This window comes from Paludisphaera sp., from assembly GCF_037189885.1.
GTDB lineage: Bacteria > Planctomycetota > Planctomycetia > Isosphaerales > Isosphaeraceae > Paludisphaera.
In genome coordinates this window covers 14,241-36,328 of the sequence record NZ_JBBCIR010000045.1, presented here as the reverse complement: position 1 = coordinate 36,328, position 22,088 = coordinate 14,241, and the positions used below count along the sequence as shown (strand labels likewise).

Sequence of the window (22,088 nt, the reverse complement as noted above, 5' to 3'; positions counted from 1 at the left end):
CAAATGGAGCCGCAAGCATGGCGCGAGACACCATGAGCCACGATACGGGCCGGCGCGGGGCCGGCTCGGAGCATCGCGAAGGGTCCGGGCGCGAGGGCATGAGCGGGATGCAAGAGGCCCTGGGGGGCATCATGGAGCGTCATCGCGACGTCAACGTGGGGAGCGTCGAACGCGTCCTCTGCGTGGCCGGGGGCGGGCTCCTCGCCGTCCTCGGGGCCGCGCGGGGCGGCCTCTCGGGGCTCGGGCTCGCCGCCCTCGGGGGCGGCCTCCTCTACCGCGGCGCGACCGGCCACTGCGAGGCGTACCACGCGCTCGGCATCGACACATCGGACAGCGCCGAACCCTCTCGCGCCTCCGACCTCGGCCGCGCCCATTCCTGACCCGCCCCGACGCCGCCCGGCCCCCCAGGCCGGGCGGCGTCACTCGCGATCCGACCCGCGCGAGTCGTCCCCCGTGGCGGTCGCGTCGGGCCGCGAAGATCACGGCCGCCGGGGATCCGGCCGATAGAAGGAGATGTGGCCGGGAGAGGCGTCGGGGTCTTGCGTGGAAGGCCGGCGCGCGCTAGGGTCGTGTGCGGCCGGGGGCCCGGCCTTGACTCGCGGCCGCGACCTGGTAGGGAGAAGGGGTGGAATCCCCCGCGCGGTCGGCATACCATACATTAGGGAACCTGCCGAACTCGGCGAAAGTCCTGGAGGGGCCGCCCGATCGGTCGCGGCCCTTGATCACGGCTCGCGTCGCCCCGCCCGGGGCCGCGAGGGGCGGGCTCACGCCGTCGTGGAGCGACCAGCGATCATGAACCTCACGGGCGAGATGGCGGGGGCGGGGACGATCGCCAGGGGCGGCCTCGACGAGGCGCGGACCACGGGGACCTCGAAGATGGCGACCGCCTTGATCGTGGAGGACCACCCGGAGCAGGCCCGCCTCGTCCGGAAGATCCTCGGCCTGCGCGGGTACGAGGCCGAGATCGCCGAGGACGGCGAGACCGGCCTGCGGCTGGCCCGCGAGCTGCAGCCCGACGTGATCCTGCTCGACCTGATGCTGCCGGACGTCAACGGCTTCGACGTCTGCCGGCGGCTGCGGGGCGACCGGGCGACCATGCTGATCCCGGTGGTGATGCTCACGGCCCTGGACGACCGCCAGCACCAGATGCACGGCTTCCGGGTCGGCGCCAACGCCTACCTCACCAAGCCCTACGGCGTCGAGGAGCTGTACGAGGCCGTGGCCGCCGCCCGCGCCTGGCGCGAGAGCATGCGCGAGCGGGCTCTCCAGGGGGAGATCCACGTCGAGCTGGACAGCGAGATCACCCTGCTGAAGGATCTGAACGACTTCCTAATGAACGTCTGCCGGGCGACCCCGCTTTCGAACGACCAGGTGATGCAGATCCGCCAGGCCGTGATGGAGATGGCCCAGAACGCCATCGAGTGGGGGAACCAGCACCGGACCGACCGGCTGGTCGAGATCACCTACCGCGTCCACGCCGACGGCCTGGAGATCGTGATCCGCGACCAGGGGCAAGGCTTCGACCGGGGGTCGCTCCCCCACGCCGCGGCCCCCGACGACCCGTTCTCCCACCTGGACGTCCGCGACAAGCTGGGGCTCCGGGCCGGCGGGTTCGGGATGCTGATCTGTCAGGGCATGGTCGACGAGATGAGCTACAATCGCGAGGGGAACGAGGTGACGCTCGTGAAGCGCTACCCGGGCCCGGAGCCGGCCCCGGACGCCTGAGGTCGGCCGCCGAGACGCCCGCGCCGTCCCTCCCCGGAGAGCCACGCCGGTGGTCACGACCCCGACCCGCCCCGAGCCGACGACGCCCCCCGCCCCCGACGGGCCCGGCTCGATCCCCACGCGCGCCCGGCGCAGGCCCGTCGTCCTGGTCGTCGACGACGAGGAGCAGGTCCGGCGCTCGGTCTACGACCTGCTCCGCCTGGAGTTCCAGGTGGTCCTCAAGGGCTCGGGCGCCGAGGCCCTGGATTACCTCGCCTCCGACGCCGAGGTCGCCGCGATCCTCTCCGACCAGCGCATGCCCGGCATGACCGGGGTGGAGCTGCTCCGCGGCGCCGCCGAGATCCGGCCCGAGACGACCCGGCTGCTGTTCACGGCGTTCGCGGACCTGCGCACGGTCGTGGCCGCCATCAACGAGGGGCACGTCTTCCGCTACATCGCCAAGCCGTGGGAGCCGGCCGAGCTGCAGCTGGTGATCCGCCAGGCCGTCGAGCGCCACGAGCTGATCGTGGAGAAGAACCGCCTGGTGGCCGAATTGCAGGCCGCCAACACCCGGCTCCGCGAGGCCGACCGGCTCAAGGGCGCCTTCCTGGAGGTCGCCAGCCACGAGCTGAACACCCCCGTCACGGTCGTCCGCGGGCTGACCGACCTGTGGAAGATGTCGCAGGCGCCGACCGCCACGCCCGCCGAGGTGGAGTGGGTCGACCGGATCCGGGCCGCCGCCGGCCGCCTGGCGAGGACCGTGGAGCGGATGCTCAAGCTGGTCGGCGGCCGGAGCTTCGACCAGCCCCTGGCGGTCGCCCCCGTCGAGATCGCCCCGCTGATCGCCCAGGCCGTGCACGTCCTGGCCCCCTACCTGGAGAAGCGCGGCCAGCGCGTCGACGTGCTCGCGGCCCCCGACCTGGGGCCGGTCGAGTGCGACGCCGACAAGATCCACGACGCCCTGCTCAACCTGCTGGTCAACGCCGTCAAGTTCACCCCCGACGGCATGACGATCCGCGTCGAGGCCCGCGAGGCGCCCGACGACCCCGACGCGATCCGCGTCTCCGTCCACGACCGCGGCAAGGGGATCGACCCCGTCGACCGCCGCTTCCTCTTCGAACCGTTCTTCACCGGCTTCGACACCCTCCACCACTCGTCCGGCGACTACCAGTTCGGCAAGCGCGGGATGGGACTGGGCCTCTGCCTCGTCAAGACCTTCGTCGAGCTCCACGGCGGCCGGGTCGAGGCCTACAGCCCCGCCCAGGATGGCGGCGGCGACGGCGGATGCGGCTCCATCTTCGCCTTCACCCTCCCCCGCCGACGACCCCGGCCCGACGCGACATGAAGACGATCACCTGCGGCGTCGTCCAGTTCCATCATCGTCCCGGCGACAAGGGGTACAACCTGGGGGTCGTCGAGCGGTTCACGGCCGAGGCCCGGGCGCTCGGCGTGAAGATCCTGGCGTTCCCGGAGATGTGCCTGACCGGCTACTGGCACGCGACGAAGCTCGACCGCGCGGGGCTGGAGGCGCTCGCCGAGCCGATCCCCGACGGCCCCTCCGTCCGTCGCCTCCGGGCCCTGGCCCAGGGCGCCGACATGGCCGTCGGCGCCGGGCTGATCGAGCGCGCCCCGGACGGCCGGCTGTTCAACGCCTACGCCGTCGCCATGCCCGACGGCGCCGTCCACCGGCATCGCAAGATCCACGCGTTCGAGAGCGAGCACATCTCCGCCGGGGGCGAGTACACGGTCTTCGACACCCCATGGGGCGTCCGCGCCGGCGTCCTGATCTGCTACGACAACAACATCGTCGAGAACGTCCGCGTCACGGCGCTGATGGGCGCCGACATCCTGATCGCCCCCCACCAGACCGGCGGCTGCGACTCGCGCAGCCCGCACGCGATGGGGCCGATCGACCCCGCCCTCTGGGAGCGTCGCGAGGCCGACCCGGCGGCGATCGAGGCCGAGTTCCGCGGGCCGAAGGGGCGGGAGTGGCTCCTCCGCTGGCTGCCGTCGCGGGCGCACGACAACGGCCTGTTCGTCCTGTTCAGCAACGGCGTGGGGGAGGACGCCGGCGAGGTCCGCACCGGCAACGCCATGATCCTGGATCCCTATGGCCGCATCCTCGCCGAGACCTGGGAGGCCCGCGACCGCCTGGTCGTCGCCGACCTGGACCTGGACCTGCTCCCCCTCTGCACCGGCCGGCGCTGGATCCGAGGCCGCCGCCCCGAGCTCTACGGCCTGTTGACCAAGCCCCTCGGCCACGAGCTGGACCCCCGCGCCGCGCGGTTCTCCCGCGCGGCGGTGGAGCGTCCCATCCCCCGCGCGGGGGGCGACCGCCCCGATCAGGGCTTGATCGCGTAGACCTGCACGCTGGCCGCGTACTCGTTGAGGTCGTACCGCGACGCCAGCTCGACGAACCCGCCGTGGACGTCATTCCCGACCGCTGGCGAGCAGCAGGCTTCCTCGACCACGTTCAGCGACGAGCCCGCCGCGGGGGCCGCCGGGGCGCAGCAACCGGCCTGGCCCTCGACCAGCGCGTAGGCGTTAAGATCCTTGCCGCCGTCCACGACCGCCACGTCGCGGAAGCCCGCCGCCTCCAGGCCCTCCACGTACTCGGCGATGGGCACGGCCCCGGCGATGCACCCGACGTAGGCCATCGCGTCGGCCGCCAGCTCCGGCGGCAGCGGCTTCCTCAGGGCGATGTCCGAGACCGCGACCCGCCCGCCGGGCCTGAGCACCCGCGCGATCTCGCGGAAGACGGCCGGCTTGTCCGTCGCCAGGTTGATGACGCAGTTCGAGATCACGCAGTCGACCGAGGCGTCCGGCAGCGGCAGGGCGTCGAGCGTCCCCTCCAGGAACTCGACGTTCGACAGCCCCGCCTTCGCCGCGCCGGCGCGGGCCCGCTCCAGCATCGCCGGGGTCATGTCGACGCCGATCGCGCGGCCCGTCGGCCCGACCTTCCGCGCCGCCAGGAACACGTCGAGCCCGCCGCCGGATCCCAGGTCGACCACGACCTCGCCCGGCCGCAGCCCGGCCGTCGCCGTCGGGTTCCCGCACGACAGGCCCATGTTGGCCTCCGCCGGGATCGACGCCAGTTCCTCCGCCGTATAGCCGAAGGCCTCGGCCACCGCCCGCGCGCCGTCGTGGCGGCTCGACAGCCCCCCCGCGCCGATGGCCCCGTATTTCTCGCGCACCAGGTCCCGGATCGCGTCGCTCATCTCTCGTCCTCCATCAAGCACAGGGCCAGATCCAGCAGCGGGGCGACGCACTCGTTGGTCACCCGGTAGAAGACGTTGTTGCCCTCTCGCCGAGAGGTGACGACCCCGGTGTCCGACAGCCGCTGCAGCTGGTTCGACACCGCCTGCGACCGCATCCCCAGCGCCTTCGCCAGCTCGGTCACCGACGACTCGCCGCGGATCAGGTGGTGGAGCATCCGGATCCGCGTGTCGTTCGCCAGCACCTTGAACAGCGCCGTCACCTTGACCGCCTCGACGAACGACAGGAGCTGTCGATCCGCCAAGGCCGTGCGGGCCGAACAGGCCCCGCCCTCCAGCACCACCGGCTTCGCCTTCGACATGGAATCGGCCCTCCCTTGGACTCCACCACAATTACACCACACAGTGTAATTGTGTCAAGACGGGGCTCTCGACGGGGCGTGCTATGATCGGTGGCCGACACCATTTCTCGTCCCGACCAATCCGGAGGCTTCCATGCCGACCGCCGTCCTGCTCGCCGGCCTGATCCTGGCCGCGGCCCCGCCCGACGCCCCCGCCCCGCCCCCCGTCGCGCGGGAGTTCCGCGCGGCGTGGGTCGCGACCGTCGAGAACATCGACTGGCCCAGCAAGCCCGGCCTGCCGACGAACGTCCAGCAGGACGAGGCCCGCGCGATCCTCGACCGGCTGGCGAAGTCGAACTTCAACGCCGTCGTACTCCAGGTCCGCCCGGCGGCCGACGCCCTGTACGACTCCAAGATCGAGCCGTGGTCGTCGTACCTCACCGGGGAGCAGGGGAAGGCCCCGGAGCCCTACTACGACCCGCTCCAGTTCTGGATCGACGAGGCGCACGCCCGGGGGATCCAGCTCCACGCCTGGTTCAACCCCTTCCGCGCCAAGCAGGCCGGGGCGAGGTACGAGACGGCCGCGTCGCACGTCTCCAAGGCCCGCCCGGAGATCGTGCGCGAGTACGGCAGGCTCCTGTGGATGGATCCCGGCGAGCCCGAGGCGCGCAAGCAGACGCTGGACGTCGTGCTGGACGTGGTGCGTCGCTACGACCTGGACGGCGTCCACCTGGACGACTACTTCTACCCCTACCCCGTCGCCGACCCGGAGACCAAGGCCGAGATCGACTTCCCCGACGACGCCTCGTGGGCCCGCGCGGAATCCAAGGGGAGCGGCCCCGAGGCCCGCGCCGACTGGCGTCGCGAGACCATGAGCCGGATGATCCGCTCGCTGTACGAGGAGATCAAGCGGGCCAAGCCGCACGTCCTGTTCGGCATCAGCCCGTTCGGCATCCCGCGCCCCAACAAGCCGGAGGGGGTCAAGGGTTTCGACCAGTACGCCAAGCTCTACGCCGACACCGAGACCTGGCTGAAGTCCGGCTGGATCGACTACTGGTCGCCGCAGCTCTACTGGAAGATCGACGCCCCCGGCCAGCCGTTCCGCCCGCTGCTGAACTACTGGCTGTCCATCAACGACAAGGGCCGCCACATGTGGCCCGGCCTCTCCATCAGCCGGATCGGCGCCAGGCCCGGCGAGGGCTACGAGGTCGACGAGATCCTGAACCAGATCAAGATCGTCCGCGAGACGCCCGGCGGCGGCGGGGTCGTCCTGTTCAGCGAGAAGGTGCTGCAACAGGACCGCCAGGGGCTCGCCACGACGCTCGCCGAGGGCCTCTTCCGGGAGCCGGCGCTGGTCCCGGCCTCGCCCTGGCTGGAGGGCGAGGCGCCCAAGCCGCCGACCGTCATCGTGACCGACAACAAGATCGTGGTCTCTCCCGAACCCGAAGCCGACGGGCTCTGGGTCATCCAGACTCGCCGGGGGGACGACTGGACGACGCGGATCGTCGCCGCGTCGAGGACGCCGCTGCGTCAGTCCCGCAACGGGGCCGAGGCCGTGGTGGTCACGCCCATCAGCCGCGCGGGCGTCGCCGGGCCGTCGGCGTCGTCCGAGGCCCCGACGCCCTGACCCGACGACCCGAGACGGGCACTCGCGGCGGGCCCGAGGTTACTCACTCGGGCTCGCCCGGCTCCCCCCCGCCGCGCTGCTCGATGTACTCGCGGAGGAAGTTGAGGAAGGTGGGGAGCCCCTCGGCCTCCCACGCGCGCTCGACCGCCTCCTTGAGCTGCTGGTTCTCGGCCTGGAGCCGGCGGAAGGCGTCGACGTCCGCCGCGGCGATGTCCAGCCCGGCGATCTGGTCGTGCGTGTTGACCGAGAGCATCATCCCCTCGGCGTTGTTCCAGGGCTGGAGTTGCAGCTTCATGTGCGGGTATCGCTGGTTCCCCAGCCGCAGGGCGAAGATGGGGGCCTGGCTCCCCTGCGCCTTGCCCGCGCGCTCGAACGGCGGCCTGGCGAATAGCTCGTGGGGGGGGACCCCCTCGGCCCAGTTGGTCCGGCGGCGGACGCTCTCGGGATACTGGCCCGACGGGTAGGCGACCTTCAGGTAGACGTCGACGGCCCGGCGCAGGACGTCGAGCCGCATGGCGTCGACGTCGGCGGGGCCGTGATCGGGATCGGCGGGCGCCTCCATGGGCGAATCCTCTTTGATGTGGCGATCGGTGGGCGGGTTTCGCGGGCGGTTCGACGTTCAGGATAACCGCCGCCCCCGGGCCCGGCCAAGGGGAGCCGCCATCCGGCCCGACGAGGATTCAGCCGACGGTCCGCATCGCCAGCTTCAGGACGTCCTGCTCGCCGTGGCCGAGGACCCGGAGGCCGGCGTCGATCCCCCGGGACGCCAGGTTGATCGCGTCGGTCGCCTGGGTGTAGGGCTCGATCGCGATCACGTCCTCCTTTCCCGGCGGCGTGTAGACGACCAGCTCGCGGAACGATCGGTCGAACGCGAGCTGGAACTCGCCCCCCTTCTCCTCGTCGACCAGCCGGCAGACGCCCTCGCCGTCGACGTGCTCCAGGCCGGTGAGCACGTCGTCGAGCATCAGGCCGCGGATCGCCTGGCCCTTGCGGAAGTCCAGCCGGCCGGAGATCTCCGAGACCTCGCCCGTCGGCAGGAAATCCCGGAGCAGCCAGTACCGCGAGGCCGGCAGGATGATCTTCGTCCGCTCCAGGTCGCCGCCGGGGGGGAACGGCAGCCGGAAGTAGGGATGGATGCCGAACCCGTAGGGGAGATTCTCGGCGGTGGGGTTGGAGACGGTCGTCGTCATGGTCAGCGTCCGCCCGGCCAGCTCGTAGCGGACGTGGACCAGGGCGTCCGTCGGCCAGTGGTCGATGCTCTCCGGCGCGTGGACCGAGAGCTGGAATCGGCCCTCGATGACCGCCGCGTCGGGGGTCGCCTTGTGCTCGACCACGTCCCAGGGGGCGGCGATCGCGAATCCGTGGATCGCGTTGGCCCCGTGGTTGACCGGGATGGCGTGCTTCTTCCCCTCGAAGGTGAACTCGCCCCCGCGAATTCGGTTCGGGAAGGGGAAGAGGATGGGGGTCCCGTTCCCCCCGGCCCCGCGCGGATTCTCGGCGAAATCCGGGGCCGCGACCACGATCGGCCGGACCTCCCCCGCGACCGGGAGCCGGAGATCGAACAAGTTGAAGCCGTATGACGGCAAGACGGACGCCGACGCCCCCGACACGTCGTCCCTCAACGTGTGGATGTCCCGGCCGTTCCGCTTCTCCACGTCCACGCGAAATCCCACGGCCCCCTCCCGGTGCTCGACCTATCGGCGCGTCATCACCGCCCAAATTTACGATAGGGGTCGGCCTCTTGTAACCTCCGCCCACCAACTGGCGCGTCGCGCCCCTTGATCGTCACGCGCCGGGATCTCGCGGCCAAGCGAAAAATAAGTCGGGATGGCCTCGTAACAGCCCCCGACGGCCGCCAGCGCGGCCCAATAAAGCCAAAACTAAGATCCAAACCATCCATTCCCGGTGGCGGTGCCACTGAATTATTTAGTAAGACGCCAGCGAAAGAAGTTGCTTCCACACACCCGCACATGGTAAGCATTCATAAACGAGACGTGTGCCGTCGCGCGACCCGACGCCGCCTCCATGACCGGCTCGGGCGGCGAAGATGAAAAAAGTCACCCAGCCTGCCTCCCCGGCACCACAAATGCTGGCGTACAGACATTATATCTCGGTTGGCTGGAGTCGTCCCGATACCGGCCGTGACCCTGGCCCGGAATGTTCACCCGACGACGCGGATCTCGCCGAGTCCAGGTTGACGGGACGCTGGAGACTGCTATGATGGATGTGGTCAGTCGCGGAAAGAATCGTGAGATGACCATGTCACGGGTCGAAGGAACGGCCGGTCTCACCCGAGAGGAGGAACCGCGTATGGAATCCGTCCTGGAAGTCAACGGGGCTATCATCGACTCCTGGGTGGAGCCGCGCGGCGGGGACGGATCGACGCGGGTTGTCCTCCAGGTCGCGCCCAAGGGCCGCCCCCGGGAGCTGGTGTTCGTCGAGGCCAAGGCGTCGCTGGTGCCCGACGACGGCTGGCTGGAAGACCTGAGCGAGAACATCTGCCACGGCAGCCCCGTCCGCGCCCTGGGGCGCAGGATGCTCAACGGCTTCATCGCCGCCACGCAGCTCCAACTGGTCCGCTGAAACGGCCCGGCCGCGGCGGCATTTTCGCTCCGGCCCAGTCCCTCCCCCGCCTCGCCCGACCGACGCTCCCGCCCTCTCCCCCACGGCGCGTCGCCCGGGCTCGACATATCGCGAACGCCTGGATCGCCATCGTCGCGGCGCTTGCTTCGGGGCCCCGGATGGGCGATGCTCTGCCATGCGCCCCGGAGACCGGCGAGCGTCGCCGGATCGGGTAGCGCCCGGCGCGAACCGAGGAGTTGCGCGATGTCCGACGAATCGACCCCGACGCGGGGGACGACGCCGAAGTCCCTGTCGAGACGCCACTTCCACAAGGCGACGGTCGCGGCGGCCCTGGGCGCGTTCGCGGCCCCGGCCGTCGTGCGAGGTCGCAACCTCAACGAGCGGCTGGCCATCGCCTGCATCGGCGTGGGCGGGCGTGGCGCCGGCAACCTGGCCGAAGTCTCCTCCGAGGACGTCGTCGCACTGTGCGACGTGTACGACGAGGCCGTCGAGCGGGCCGCCGGGTCGCATCCGAAGGCCCGGAAGTTCAAGGACTTCCGCAGGCTGTTCGACGACCTGAAGGGGTACGACGCCGTCGTCGTGAGCACCGCCGAGCACACCCACGCCTTCGCCACCCTGCCGGCTTTGCAGCTCGGCAAGCACGTCTACTGCGAGAAGCCTCTGACCCACAACGTCTGGGAGGCCAGGCGCATCCGCGAGGCCGCCGCCGAGGCCAAGGTGGCGACCCAGATGGGGACGCAGATCCACGCCGGCGACAACTACCGCCGCGTCGTCGAGCTGATCCAGGCCGGGGCGATCGGCCCGGTGAAGGAGGTCCATGTGTGGGTCGGCCGCGCCTGGGGCCTCCAATCCCCCGAGGAGGCGAAGGCCAACGGCGACATCGTCTCCGTCACCGACCGCCCCGCCGGCTCGTCCCCCGTGCCCTCCGGCCTCGACTGGGAGCTATGGCTGGGCCCCGCCCCCGCGCGGCCGTTCCACGATGTCTACTTCCCCGGCCCCAAATGGTATCGGTGGTGGGACTTCGGCAACGGCACGATGAGCGACCTGGGGAGCCACTGGATCGACCTGCCGTTCTGGGCCCTGAAGCTCAAGGCCCCCAGCACGATCGAGGCGTTCGGCCCGCCCGCCCATCCCGAGATCGCCCCGGCTAGCATGAAGGCGGTCTACGAGTACCAGGCCAGGGACGATCAGCCGGCGCTGACGCTCACCTGGTATCAGGGGGCGATGAAGCCCGAGCCCTGGACCTCCGGCGCGATCCCCAAATGGGACAGCGGCGTGCTGTTCGTCGGCGAGCAGGGGATGCTGCTGTCCGACTACGGCCGCCACGTCCTGCTCCCCGAGGACCAGTTCAGCGACTACCAGCGGCCCGAGCCGACCATCCCGTCGTCGATCGGCCACCACGCGGAGTGGATCCACGCCTGCAAGACCGGCGCGCCGACCACCTGCAACTTCGAGTACGCCGGCTGGCTGACCGAGGCCAACCACCTGGGCAACGTCGCCTACCGCGTCGGCCGCAAGCTGGATTGGGACGCCGCCGCCCTGAAGGCGACCAACGCCCCCGAGGCCGACCCGCTGATCCGCCGCGAGTACCGCGCGGGCTGGTCGCTGGGCTGAGCGACCCGGGCCCTCACGCCCCCTCCCCCTTCGGGGCCGCCGCCGGGCGGAGCGCCGGGGGGGGGCCGGCGGGGGCGACGGGCCTGGCGATGGCGATCCCCAGGCCGATCTCGTTGGCCACGTCATACGCCATCACGGCGTTCCGATGCGGGGTGGAGAAGTCGGCCGACAGCAGCATGGTCGTACGGTTGGTCACCTCGCGGGCCGACCGGAGCCGCTCGGCCAGTTCCCCGAAGTCCGCGGCGACGGGCTCGCGATCGACCTGGATCCGGCCCTCCGGGTCGATCTCGACGAGGATGTAGTCTTCCCGCAAGTCGTCGAGCGTCCGGTTCCGCCCCTGGGCGACGGCCTCGGGCGGGGCCTCGCCGGACGGTTTCGGGATCTCCAGCGACTTGTACAGGACGGTCGTGGCCGTGACCAGGAAGAACAGGACGAGCTGGAACGCCACGTCCACCATCGCGGCGAGGTCCAGCTCCTCCACCCGTTGCGGCCCGGCGCGGCGGAGCGAGACCACGCCGCCGTCTTCCTCGTCTTCCTCCTCGTCCACGAAGACCGGCTCGTCGTAGTCGCGCGAGCGGGCCGCGGGTAGGTTCACCCGGCTCCCCGTTTCTGGCCGGTCCAGCTCAAGGTCGTCCTCGCCCAGTTCCCAGTCGGGCAAGAGGTCCGACGAGACGGAGGGCGTCGGGGGCTCTTCCGAGTCGTCCTCGAACTCCTCCTCGTCTTGCGCGTCCTCGAAATCGTCTTCATCCTCGGTCTCGTCCTCGGTCTCCCAGTCCCAAGCGATGGGCGCGGGGGGAGACGGCTCGGGCAAGACCGGGAAGGAGAGGTCGTCGGCGCCCGCGCCCGGGGGGGGCGGTGGCGCCGCGGGCGCGAGCAGCTCGGTGATCTCGACGACGCGGGCCCAGGGGTCGGACGTCCCCGAGGGGCGCGCGAGGTCGTCGTCGCGGATCGACCCGGCGGCGAGGCCCGCGCGGATCTCCTCCGCGGACAGGCCCCGTGCCAGTTCCAGGCGGTCGGAATGGAAGACGTCCCAGAGCGACATGATTCAGGCCCGTCCGTTCCGGGGCGCGGACCTATCCGCGCGAAGCGACGAAGAACGGCCTTCCCCCCTGGAGGGGGAAGGTGGCCCGGAGGGCCGGATGAGGGGGGGACGGGCGGCACGACTTCCGGATAATGCAGGGGCCTTCCCCGGCCGACGGCCGGGGCCGTGCCCCGATCTCCGGCGCTCGGCGGGCGGGCTCCCCCTCATCTGACTCCTCCGGAGTCTGTCTTCCCCCTCCAGGGGGGAAGGACGTCTTTCCCGACCGGGCCGAGCGCCGTCTCGATGGATCATGGCCCGCCCCCCGGTTCCTGGACGCCGACGTGGACCGTGACGCCCTCGACCTCGGAGACGGCGGCGGCCACCTCCAGCACCTTGCCGTGGGGGACGTCGCCGTCGGCCTGGAGGATCACCTTGTGAATCCCCTCCTTGACGGCCTCGTCGACGGCCCGCTTCGCCTGGTCGATCGTGGCGGCGGGGCCCGAGCCGTGGCCGAGCAGGAGCTGGGGCTCGCCCCCCGGGGCCTGCGGCTCCAGCAGCGTCAGGAACGTGGCCTCGTTCGACTCCACCCCCACCCCGTGCCGCGCGGGGGGGACGTCGACCAGTTCGCCGCCGGTCATCTGCGAGGAGAAGAGCATGAACGTCATGAGCTGGAACACGACGTCGACCATCGGGGTCATGTCGATGTGCTCGTCGCGTTCCTCGTCCTCGTCGCGTCTCAGCAGCATGGGGGTCGCCCGATCGGGTCAGGGGAGGATCGGATCGGAAGGGAGGTCGACGGCGAAGGGACGCCTCAGCGCGAGGCCGCCGGCTTCGACGGGCGCTCGGCCGCGGCGCGTTGCGGCTCGGTCGTCTCCATCACATCCAGGACCTCCTGCAACTGCTTCTCGGTGCGGTCGCGGAGGCGGCGGAGCCGGGCGTGGAAGTCGTTGCCGATCAGCATCATCGGGTTGGCGATGAGCAGCCCCGCCCCGGTGGCCCAGAGGGCCAGGCTGATGTCCGACGCCAGGGCGTTCGGGTTCACCTTCTCCGAGCTGCCGATCCGGCCGAACGCCGCGATCATCGACGCCACCGTCCCCAGCAGACCCAGCAGCGGGCCCAGCCGGACGATCGTCGAGACCGAGCCCAGCCGGTTCTCCATCTCCGCGACGACCTCCGTGTGGAACTCGGTGACCAGGAGCTGCTTGACCTTCGCCAGCCCCTTCGCCCGGTTCTTCAGCGCCACCGCGATGAGCTGCGCGAGCGCCGTGTGCCAGTAGGTCGGGCTCTGGCAGACGCTCATGGCGGCGTCGAACTTCCTGGCCTCGCAGAGTTCCTTGACCTGGAGGATCAGGGGGGCGGGGTCGCGGATGGTCTTCTTGCGGAGGGTCCGATACAGGAGTATGGATATGTACGCGCCCCAGACCGCCAGGAGGGCCAGCGACCCGTAGATGACATACGCGAACACATCGATGATGCCCGTGACGCTCATGTCGGCCCGCCCCGCTCGCCCGGCTCGGCCGCGCCCGCCCCGCCCCTCGGGGCGGACTCGCCTCGCATGGACATTGTGACCGACGCCATTAGGCGAAGGCAAGCACGCCGTCGCGCGATCGGCCGATCGACGGCATGGTCACCCAGACGGGCGCGGCCGGCCGCCGAGGCGCGACCGGATCGCCTCGGCGACGGCCTCGGGCTCGGCGACGTTCGGCAGCGGGTGGAAGACGTGCCGGCGGCGGCCGGCGGGGTCGGGCGGCCCCTCCTCGACGATGGTGAGCGTCGCCAGGCCGCCCGGCCGGAGCAACGGGCCGGTCCAGCTCTCGACGGCGATCGCGCGCGCCAGGGGGATGACGGCCAGCGGCCGGGGCGAGCCGTCGCGCCGGATCTCGACCCGGTCGGCGAAGACGAGGTAGGCCGTCCGCGACCTCGCGCCGATCAGCGCCCGATGATGCAGCGCCAGCAGCGCGAAGAACGCCGTGGCCGTCGCGACGGCCGACCACGCCAGCGCGAACCGCAAGTTGCCGTCGCTCGCGACTCCTCGGGCCGCGTCGGCGGCGAACTTCAGCGCGATGAGCGCGAGGGCGCCGACGAACAGGGCGATGGCGATGCTATGAATCCCCCCCACCAGCCGGAACTGCCGCGGCACGGGGGTCGCTCGCGCCACGAGCAGCGGGGTGTCGTCGGTCTCGGCCGTCATGACGCCTCCGGCCGCGGCCCGGCGGGGATGACCCAGCAGGAGTCGTGCGGCTCCATGCCGATGTGGGGGTAGTACGTCCGGGCCTTCGGCGCGGCCAGCAAGATCAGGGTGGTATGGCGTCCGGCCGCCTCGTGCGTCAACCGGATCAGCTCGCGGCCGATCCCCCTGCCCTGGTAGGCGACGTCCACGGCCAGGTCCGAAAGGTAGGTGCAGAAGTGTCGATCCGTCAGCGCCCGAGACACGCCGACGAGTCGGCCGTCGTCTCGCGCGGTGGCGATCACGTCTGCGTTCTCCAGCATCCCGAGCATCGCGTCCGGCCGGTCGACCGCCCGCCGCTCCGCGAGCGTCGACCGGGTCAGCACGTCCACGAACTCCTCCGGGGTGATCGCGGGATGCGACTCCAGTTGATACGTCAACGCCACGTCAAAGGCCCCCCTTGCGGTCGATGAACTTCGCGGGGGCCATGTCCCAGGCGCGGATCGCGGAGGCCGAGGCCGTCCCCCCCTTCGCCGCGAGCGAGACCCCGAGCGCCTCCCGGCTCTCCGGGAAGACCTGCTGCGTGAGGCACTGGCGGTCGTTGGCGAAGACCTCCAGCATCGGCCCGTCCAGGAAGATCCGCAGGCGGAGCGGCTCGCCGGGCGCGAGTTCCAGCGGCGCCTCGAAGCTATCCTTCGGCCGCTTGTAGTCGGCCCCGCGGAGGATGCCGCCGGTGTCGAGCGGGCCGACGGTGTAGACGACGTCCTCGCGCGTCGTCGACTTCGAGCAGTCGATCGCCAGCGTCCTCGAACCGGGCCGGTAGACGATCGCCGTGGTCTCCGACCCGTCGGGCGTCCGGCGGACCGAGACCACGACCTCCTCGGCCGACCCGGGCGTGATCTCCATGGCCAGCTCCATCCGGTCCCCTCGCACGCCGGGCAGCGCGGTCTCGGCGGCGAACGACAGGTCGGCGACGGTCCTCGGATCGCGCCTCAGGCGCTCCAGCTCGGCGACGGGCTTGATGGTCAGGTTGCCGTCGGCGTCCAGGTCGATGACGCGCGGGAGGCTCTGGACGCCGGAGCCGGTGGCCTGCTGCGTCGGCAGCGTCCGCGGGTCGGTCACCCAGGCCCAGACGATCCGCCGGCCCTTGTCGTCCAGCAGGCTCTCCGGGGCGAAGAACTGCCCGCCGGGCCAGTTCATCCGGACGTGCTTCTCCGGGAGGAACCGCCCGTCCTCATATCGGCCGATGTACATCCGGCCGCCGACCTTGTGGCTGATGCACAGGAGGGCCCGCTTGTCGCCGAGCTTGAAGAAGTCGGGGCAGGAGCAATCCTCGCCGTCGGTCGTCCAGGCGAGGTCGGGGTGCTCGAAGAACGGGCCGATCGGCTCCCACGCGACGAGATCCCTCGACTTCATCGCGTAGAGGGTGTCCTTGCCGTTGGGGAGCTTGTTCCCCCCCAGCAGGCAGATGTAGTCGTCGCCTTCGAGCCAGAGGTACGGATCCCAGACCGTGTAGACGCCGTGGCCGGGCTCCCCCTCCTTGGGCATGGGGATGACGGGGTTGTTCGGGTGCTTCTTCCAGCGGATCAGGTCGTCGTCCTCGGCCGTCGCGACGCAGACCCCGGCGTCGACGCCGAACCAGCAGAGCATGGGGACGCCGTCGCGGTTGATGAAGGCGTTGCCGCTGAAGATGCCCACGTCGGGATCCTCGGGGGCGGGGACGAGGGCCGGCGGGAGGAACGTCCAGTCGACCAGGTCCGTGCTCACGGCATGGCCCCAGGAGTGGCCGCCGTGGGGGAGCTTCGGATCCTGGTAGATGTACATGAGATGGTATTTGCCCTTCCAGTAGATGCAGCCGTTGGCGTCGTAGGGCCGGGCCAGGCCCTCGCTCGGCAGGGCGGTGACGTGGTACGACGGCCAGTCCTCGGTCTCGCGCGAGCGAGCCGGGCCGAGGCCCTTGCCGACCAGGGCGTAGCCGCCATCCAGGCGCAGCCGGCCGTCCTCCACCGAGGCGGCGCCGATCAGCCGCGCCGTCGGGAACGTCCCCATGACGTCCTCCACCTCGCCGTCGGCGAAGGTCCACCAGGCCAGCGGCTTCGGGTCCGAGGGCTGGTCGGGCTTCAGCCCGGCCAGCGCGTCGGCGTCGAGCGCGACGGGATAGATCCGCGCGTCCTCGACCTGGCCGCGGAACACCGGGCCGGCGACCGCCAGCTCGATGTGCCGCAGGCCGAGCAGGACGAAGCTGGAGTCGTCGAACGAGGCGGGCTCGCCGTCCATCTCGTACTCGGCGTAGAGCTTCGCGTCCCGATAGATGGAGACGTGCTTGCCGCTGTACGCGACGGCGATCTGCGCGAAGGTCTCCGGGCCGGCCGTCTCGGCGGGCCATGCGGACTGCTCGGCGCGGGTGCGGCGGAAGAACTCGCTGCCGGCCATCCACCGCGCCGGGGCCAGTTCGCCGAAAACGACCGAATCGAAGCCTTCGCCGGGCCGCTGGAGGGTCAGCGCGCCGCCCCCCTTCTGCTCCAGGTCCGCGGGCGCCGCCCAGACGACGAGCGTCTTGTCGCGCAGCTCCTTGTCGACGGCGAAGGCGGCCGGGAGCCAGGCGAGGGAGATCAGCAGCGCCGCGGCCGGGCGGGCGATCCGGGGGGGGATGGTCATCGCGGCGTGATCCTGTTCAATCGGACGGGGAGAGGCCCAGGAGCGTGGGCTGGCGGCGGCCCTTGCCGGCCTTCGGCGCGGGCGGGGGGGCGACGGCCTCGGGGTTCGCGGCCAGGGTGATCGGGCGGAGCGCGGGGAAGACCTCGCGGCCCAGCTCCACGACGTGCGGGTGGCACGTCAGGAAGATCACCTGCGCCTTGCCGGAAACCTCCCCCAGCGCCCGCAAGGTGCGCCGGGAGCGGTCGTCGTCGAAGTTCGCCAGCACGTCGTCCATCACGATAGGCAGGGACTCGGCGCGGTCGCAATAGTGCAGGGCGTAGGCCAGGCGCACGGCCAGGTAGAGCTGCTCGCGTGTGCCGACCGATAGTTGGTCCGGCTCCAGGATCTCGCCGTCGACGCGGCGCACCTGGAGGCGGCCCTCGTCGTCCTCGGGGCGATCGACGTGGACGTATCGGCCGTCGGTCATCATGGCGAACAGTCGCGAGGTCTCGCGGAGCATCATCGGCCGGGCGTCCTGCTCGAACCGGGCGATCGCCCGCCGCAGCAGGTGCTGGGCGAAGACCAGCGGGACGTAGCGGTCGACGAACTCGGCGAGCTGGCTCCGGCGCGAGGCCGCGGTCTCCAGGATCTCGGCCGCGTCGCCGCCGCCGCGCTCGTACTCCGAGAGCGCCTGCCGGCGCGAGCCGACCTCCTGGTCCGCGGCGGATTTCTCCCCCTGCAAGCGGTCGCGCGCCGCCTCGGCCTCGGCGCGGTCGGCCTCCAGGGAGACGGCGTCGGACGCTTCCAGCGTGGCGATGAAGGCGTCGCGCGGGTCGGCGTCGCGGATCAGGTCGAACTCGCGGCCCTTGGCCTCGATGTCGCGATCCAGGCGGGCGACGGCCGCGGCGCGCTCGGCGACGGCGCGGAAGGCCTCGGCCGTCTCGACGCCCGCGAGCCGGAACAGCTCCTCCCGCCCGGCCGCGAGCCTGGTCAATCGCTCCTCGCGGCGCGACGCCTCGGCGAGCGCGTGGGCGCGGCCGCGCTCCAGCGCGGCCTGGCGCTCGCGGTCGGCGACGCTCGCGGTGAGCCGGGCTTGCAGCTCGTCGGCGAGGCGCTCGGGCTCGAGCCCGTCCAGGTCGGGGGCGATCTCGGCGGCCAGCGCGGCGACGACCGGGTCGAACGCGGCCAGCGTCGCCTCGTCGGCGGCGATCCGCTCGCCGCGATGATCGGCGGCCTTCAGATCCTTCGCGGCGCCCTCCATCCCCCGGAGCACGCGGCCCAGCAGCTCCAGCGACCACGACTCCGGCAGCCGCAGCTCGCCCAGGAGCGCGACGAGCCGGGCGTCGGCGTCGGCCGACTCGGCGCGTCGTGCCTCGTCCTCGCGCCCGTTGCGCTCGATCCGGTCGCGGAGCTTGCGGCAGTCCTCGGCGAGCTGGGCGCGGGACTTCTCGGCGTCGCGGGCGGCCTGCTCGCGGCGGCGGGCGGCGGCGATCAGCTCGTCGGCCGCCGCGTCGCGGCCCACCATCGCGGCGAGGCGCGCCTCGAAGGCCTTGATCCGCTCGCTGACGCAGCGCCCCTCCTGCTCGGTCTCGGCGAGCCTCGCCTGGAGGGACCGGAGGTCTTCCAGGCGGTCGAGCCACGCCGACATCGCGTCGGGGTCGAGGGGGGCGAAGCCGCACGGCGACCAGAGGGCGCGCCAGCGGGAGTCGAGCGACTCGCGGTCGGCCTTCAGGTCGTCGAGTGCCTGGCGGCCGCGGCGGACGCGGTCGCGGAGGGCGTGCAGGCGCTCCTGCTTGGCGACGGCGCTGGAGTGGCGGAACAGCTCGTCGGCGTACTCGTCGGCGCGGGCGACGGACCTGGGGAAGGCGTCGACGAGGTCGGCGTCGGCCGTGTGCTCGGCGAGCCAGTCGCGGACCTCGGCCTCGGCGTCCTCGTGGTCGATGAACTTCCGGCGGATCAGGGCCCAGCCGGCGTCGCGGCCCTGGCGCATGTCCTGGAGGATGTCGCGCGAGGGGATCTCGCCGTCGCGGTCGGCCAGCGCGGCGACCTCGCCGTCGAGCGCGGCGGCCTCGGCCTCGTCCTTCGCCAGGGCCGATTCGGCGTCGTCGATCCGGCGGTCGATCCGGTCGATCTCCTGCCCGAACCGCGCGACGGCCTCGCGCGGCGGGGCGGGGAGGCGGGCCGCGTCGAGCGTCGGGTCGAGCAGCGGGGGAGCGAGCCGGGGGAGCAGGTCCGCGGCCTGGCGCTGGAGGTCGCGGTGCTCCTTGCGGAGGCGACGGTATTCCCTCTCGTCGTCGTTGTAGTCGTCGACCCCGGCGAGGAGGGCGGCCCAGGGAGCGGGGTCCTCGGGCTCGCCCAGGGCCTGGAGCGCGGCCTGCTTGTCGGCCAGCTCCTCGGCGTCGCGGGAGCGGTCGCGCGCGAGGGCGTCGAGCGACCTGGCCCGCGAGTCGCGATCGGCGACGAGGCGGTCGAGGCGCTCGCGGGCCTCGGCGGTGAGCCGGAAGCGGCGGAGGTCGTCGAGCGTCCAGCCGGGGACCAGCTCGGCCAGGCGGTCGGACGCGTCGCGGAGCGCGGCGTCGCGGGCGCGGCGGTGTTCGGGCAGGTCGCGACGGGCCTGCTGGACGGCGGTGATCGACCGGGCGAGGGACTCGATCGCCGCCCGGCGCTCGATAGGTCGGGGGTCGAAGCGCAGGGCTTCCAGGTCGCGGGCGGCCGTCTCGGCGTCCTCGCGGTTCTTGTCGCGCTCCCGGATCTGGTCGGCGGTCTCCTTCTCCAGCGCGTTGAAGCGTTCCAGGCCGTCGGCCGGGAAGCCCTCGGGGGCGGAGAGGCCGGCGCGCTCGCCGCGGAGCGCGGCCAGCTCGCGCCAGGGGGCCAGGGCCTTCGCCAGCCGTTCGCGACGGGCCAGCTCGCGCGCGGCCTCGACGAGCCTGCTCCCCAGCGCGGCGGCCTCGGCCTCGGCCTCCAGGAGTTCGCGACGGCGCTGCTCGTAGCTCTCGCAGCGGATGCTCTTCTCCTTGATCCGCCTGGACAGCTCGGTCAGCTCGGTGAGGAGCTTGTTGACGGGCAGGACGCGGGCGCCGTCGGTGTAGATCTTGCGGGCCTCGGAGTCCAGCGAATCCAGCACCTTCTTCGGGTCGGCCGGCCCGGCGGCCCCGACGCTGAAGAGGACGGCCTTCACGCTCTGCTCGGAGAGCGCCTTCTCGCCGGCGGCCAGCTCTTCCAGGCCGAAGGCGAAGACCGAACGATACAGGCCCTCCGACGCGCCGCCGAGCAGGGCCTCGAACGACTCCTCGTCCAGCGGCTCCTCGCGACCGGCGACGGTGCCCGTGACGGTGCGCTTGCGGCCCTTGCGACGGTGCAACTCGACGGCCGCGCCGTCGTCCAGGACGAGGGACGCGGAGCCCTCGATCTTGCCGTTGGCGGCCGGGCCGAAGGCGTACTTCGAGCGCTCGGCGAAGCCGAACAGCAGCTCGCGGACGAACTCCAGCAGGGTCGTCTTGCCGGCCTCGTTGGGGCCCAGGATCATCTGGACGCCGTCGCCGTCGAAGGCCAGCTCCAGGTCCTTGTGGCGGCCGTAGGCGCCGACGCGGAGGGTGCGGATTCTCACGATCGGGCCTCCGCGGTCAGGCGGTTGAGCAGCTCGTCCTCGGCCTTGCGGAGCCAACGCCTCAGCTGGTCGGGGTCGTCGAAGTCGGGGCCGCCGTCGGCCTCGTTCCTCAGCTCCAGGGCCACCCTGTTCGCCAGCTTGCGGACGTGCTTCGTCAGGTCGAGCAGGGCCGATTCGTCGTCGGCGGTGGAATCGATCGAGCGGAGCAGGTCGCCCAAAACGTCGCGGCCCTTGCGCAGCTTCTCGCGGTCGAGCGGCGGGTCGGTCTCCAGCTTGATCTTCTCGACCCAGAGGTCGGCGCCGAGGTCCCCGGGCGCGGCGCGTAGCTCGGTGACGGCCTCCTGCCGACGGGCCTCGTCGCCCAGCTCGCGGTGGGCGCGGCAGCGACCCTTGACCTCCAGCCGGACGGCGGCGAGCCGGCCGTCGCACTCCTCCGCGACCTCCCTCAATCGGAGCTTCGCCGCGTCGACCAGCTCGTCGACGCCGTCCTCGGGCGCCAGCCGGATCGTCTCTCGGCGCCAGCGCAGGACGTCGGTGGACCGGAAATCGAGCCCCGTCACCTCGCCCTCGGCGACGGTCGCCACCACGCAACCCTTCGCGCCGGTCTCGCGGACGTGCCTCCCCTGGGTGTTGCCCGGATAGACGACGTAGGGGCCTTCGTGCAGGATCTCTCGCTTGTGGATGTGGCCGAGGCCCCAGTAGCCGTACCCCTTGGCGACCAGCTCGTTGACGGAGCAAGGGGCGTAGCTGTCGTGGTCCAGCGAGCCGGTCGCGTTGGTGTGCAGCAGGCCGACGTTCAACAACCCCTTGATCGGTTTCGGGTATCGCGGGACGAGGTTCTCGGTCATCTCCCGGCGGGGGAAGCTCATGCCGTGGACCGCCACGCCGAGGTCTTCCAGGACGACGGTCTCCGGCTTGTGGCAGTCCAGGATGCGGAGGTTGTCCGGCCAGGGGACGCGATAGCTCATCTCGTCGCGGGAGTCGTGGTTGCCGCGGATGACCAGGACCTGGATGCCGCGGTCGCGCAGCCGGCGCATCTGGCCGGCGGCGAACAGGGCGGTGTTGAAGTCGTTCCAGTCGCCGTCGAACAGGTCGCCCGAGACGACCAGGAACGAGGCCCCCTCGTCAAGGCAGACGCCCACCAGGTTCCGCAGCGCCTCGCGGGTCGCGAGCCGGACGCGCTCGACGGGGGCGCCCTCGTAATGCTCCAGCCCGCGCAAGGGGCTGTCGACGTGGAGGTCGGCGGCGTGGACGAACTTCATCGGGCGATCCCTCGGTCCATGGGGGCGGGCGATACCGTCCGACGGCCTCACCCGTTGCGGGGCGAGGCCGGCGACGACGTCCCTCCTCCCCTCGTGGGAGGAGGTGCCCCGGGGGGGCGGATCAGGGGGCGCGACCGACGCCCGCGGACTTCAAGGCCGTGGTCCGGTCGGGATATGGCGGCGATCGCCCCCCCGCCCGGTCCTCGACCACCCCCCCCGCGAGGGAGGAGGCAGGTCGCGCGGCGCGCCAACGTCGGCCCACACACCGACATTGTACTTTTGTCACCTGTCCGGGAAGGCCAATCGGCGA

General features: G+C 71.7%; 19 protein-coding genes. 7 read left to right on the top strand and 12 right to left on the bottom strand.

Annotated features, from left to right (window positions below):
* The first annotated feature begins 32 nt into the window (after positions 1–32).
* From WG209_RS14275 to WG209_RS14260, 4 genes are all read left to right on the top strand, one after another.
* Positions 33–380, top strand: a complete 348-nt coding sequence (locus WG209_RS14275; RefSeq protein ID WP_337175727.1) for a DUF2892 domain-containing protein — start codon at positions 33–35, stop codon at positions 378–380.
* A 412-nt stretch (positions 381–792) separates the two neighbouring features.
* Positions 793–1,725: a response regulator gene (locus tag WG209_RS14270; protein ID WP_337175726.1), complete on the top strand. Its 933-nt coding sequence runs from the start codon at positions 793–795 to the stop codon at positions 1,723–1,725.
* A gap of 49 nt (positions 1,726–1,774) precedes the next feature.
* On the top strand, positions 1,775–3,049 hold the full coding sequence (locus WG209_RS14265) for a hybrid sensor histidine kinase/response regulator (RefSeq protein ID WP_337175725.1): 1,275 nt from the start codon (positions 1,775–1,777) through the stop codon (positions 3,047–3,049).
* A complete protein-coding gene (locus tag WG209_RS14260) occupies positions 3,046–4,065 on the top strand; it encodes a nitrilase family protein (RefSeq protein ID WP_337175724.1) in 1,020 nt (339 codons plus the stop codon). The genes WG209_RS14265 and WG209_RS14260 overlap by 4 nt, the downstream gene beginning before the upstream one ends.
* Here the strand turns inward: WG209_RS14260 and arsM are convergent.
* Both arsM and WG209_RS14250 read right to left on the bottom strand, forming a co-directional pair.
* Positions 4,047–4,922, bottom strand: coding sequence for an arsenite methyltransferase (arsM, locus tag WG209_RS14255; RefSeq protein ID WP_337175723.1), 876 nt, complete (start codon positions 4,920–4,922; stop codon positions 4,047–4,049). The two genes, WG209_RS14260 and arsM, sit on opposite strands and share 19 nt — an antisense overlap.
* Positions 4,919–5,281: a metalloregulator ArsR/SmtB family transcription factor gene (locus WG209_RS14250; RefSeq protein ID WP_337175722.1), complete on the bottom strand. Its 363-nt coding sequence runs from the start codon at positions 5,279–5,281 to the stop codon at positions 4,919–4,921. Before WG209_RS14250 ends, arsM begins: the two co-directional genes overlap by 4 nt.
* Positions 5,282–5,414: 133 nt before the next feature.
* On the opposite strand from WG209_RS14250, the gene WG209_RS14245 reads away from it, so the two are divergent.
* Positions 5,415–6,887 carry a family 10 glycosylhydrolase gene (locus tag WG209_RS14245; protein WP_337175721.1) on the top strand — a complete coding sequence of 491 codons (1,473 nt, stop codon included), beginning with the start codon at positions 5,415–5,417 and terminating at the stop codon, positions 6,885–6,887.
* A gap of 43 nt (positions 6,888–6,930) precedes the next feature.
* Here the strand turns inward: WG209_RS14245 and WG209_RS14240 are convergent, their stop codons facing one another.
* Together WG209_RS14240 and WG209_RS14235 are read right to left on the bottom strand one after the other, a co-directional pair.
* The gene (locus WG209_RS14240) at positions 6,931–7,449 is read right to left on the bottom strand and encodes a hypothetical protein (RefSeq protein ID WP_337175720.1); all 519 of its coding nucleotides are present in this window, start codon (positions 7,447–7,449) and stop codon (positions 6,931–6,933) included.
* A gap of 118 nt (positions 7,450–7,567) precedes the next feature.
* Positions 7,568–8,560: an aldose 1-epimerase gene (locus WG209_RS14235; RefSeq protein ID WP_337175719.1), complete on the bottom strand. Its 993-nt coding sequence runs from the start codon at positions 8,558–8,560 to the stop codon at positions 7,568–7,570.
* 637 nt (positions 8,561–9,197) lie between these two features.
* Here WG209_RS14235 and WG209_RS14230 point away from each other — a divergent pair.
* Complete coding sequence (locus tag WG209_RS14230) at positions 9,198–9,470, top strand: hypothetical protein (protein ID WP_337175718.1); 273 nt, start codon at positions 9,198–9,200, stop codon at positions 9,468–9,470.
* A gap of 243 nt (positions 9,471–9,713) precedes the next feature.
* Positions 9,714–11,084: a Gfo/Idh/MocA family oxidoreductase gene (locus WG209_RS14225; RefSeq protein ID WP_337175717.1), complete on the top strand. Its 1,371-nt coding sequence runs from the start codon at positions 9,714–9,716 to the stop codon at positions 11,082–11,084.
* Positions 11,085–11,097: 13 nt separating this feature from the next.
* Here WG209_RS14225 and WG209_RS14220 read toward each other — a convergent pair whose 3' ends face one another.
* The 8 genes from WG209_RS14220 to WG209_RS14185 all read right to left on the bottom strand — a co-directional run bounded on the left by WG209_RS14220 (position 11,098) and on the right by WG209_RS14185 (position 21,778).
* Positions 11,098–12,126, bottom strand: a complete 1,029-nt coding sequence (locus WG209_RS14220) for a biopolymer transporter ExbD (protein WP_337175716.1) — start codon at positions 12,124–12,126, stop codon at positions 11,098–11,100.
* A gap of 287 nt (positions 12,127–12,413) precedes the next feature.
* Positions 12,414–12,851 (bottom strand): biopolymer transporter ExbD, encoded by a 438-nt coding sequence (locus tag WG209_RS14215; RefSeq protein WP_337175715.1) that lies wholly within the window; start codon positions 12,849–12,851, stop codon positions 12,414–12,416.
* A gap of 65 nt (positions 12,852–12,916) precedes the next feature.
* Positions 12,917–13,594 (bottom strand): MotA/TolQ/ExbB proton channel family protein, encoded by a 678-nt coding sequence (locus WG209_RS14210; RefSeq protein WP_337175714.1) that lies wholly within the window; start codon positions 13,592–13,594, stop codon positions 12,917–12,919.
* Positions 13,595–13,732: 138 nt separating this feature from the next.
* The gene (locus WG209_RS14205; protein WP_337175713.1) at positions 13,733–14,296 is read right to left on the bottom strand and encodes a PH domain-containing protein; all 564 of its coding nucleotides are present in this window, start codon (positions 14,294–14,296) and stop codon (positions 13,733–13,735) included.
* On the bottom strand, positions 14,293–14,718 hold the full coding sequence (locus WG209_RS14200; RefSeq protein ID WP_337175712.1) for a GNAT family N-acetyltransferase: 426 nt from the start codon (positions 14,716–14,718) through the stop codon (positions 14,293–14,295). Before WG209_RS14200 ends, WG209_RS14205 begins: the two co-directional genes overlap by 4 nt.
* A gap of 1 nt (position 14,719) precedes the next feature.
* The gene (locus tag WG209_RS14195) at positions 14,720–16,930 is read right to left on the bottom strand and encodes a GH32 C-terminal domain-containing protein (protein WP_337175711.1); all 2,211 of its coding nucleotides are present in this window, start codon (positions 16,928–16,930) and stop codon (positions 14,720–14,722) included.
* A 16-nt stretch (positions 16,931–16,946) separates the two neighbouring features.
* Positions 16,947–20,516, bottom strand: coding sequence for an AAA family ATPase (locus tag WG209_RS14190; RefSeq protein ID WP_337175710.1), 3,570 nt, complete (start codon positions 20,514–20,516; stop codon positions 16,947–16,949).
* Entirely contained in the window at positions 20,513–21,778 is a 1,266-nt protein-coding gene (locus WG209_RS14185) for a DNA repair exonuclease (RefSeq protein ID WP_337175709.1), read from the bottom strand. The genes WG209_RS14190 and WG209_RS14185 overlap by 4 nt, the downstream gene beginning before the upstream one ends.
* Positions 21,779–22,088 lie beyond the last annotated feature (310 nt).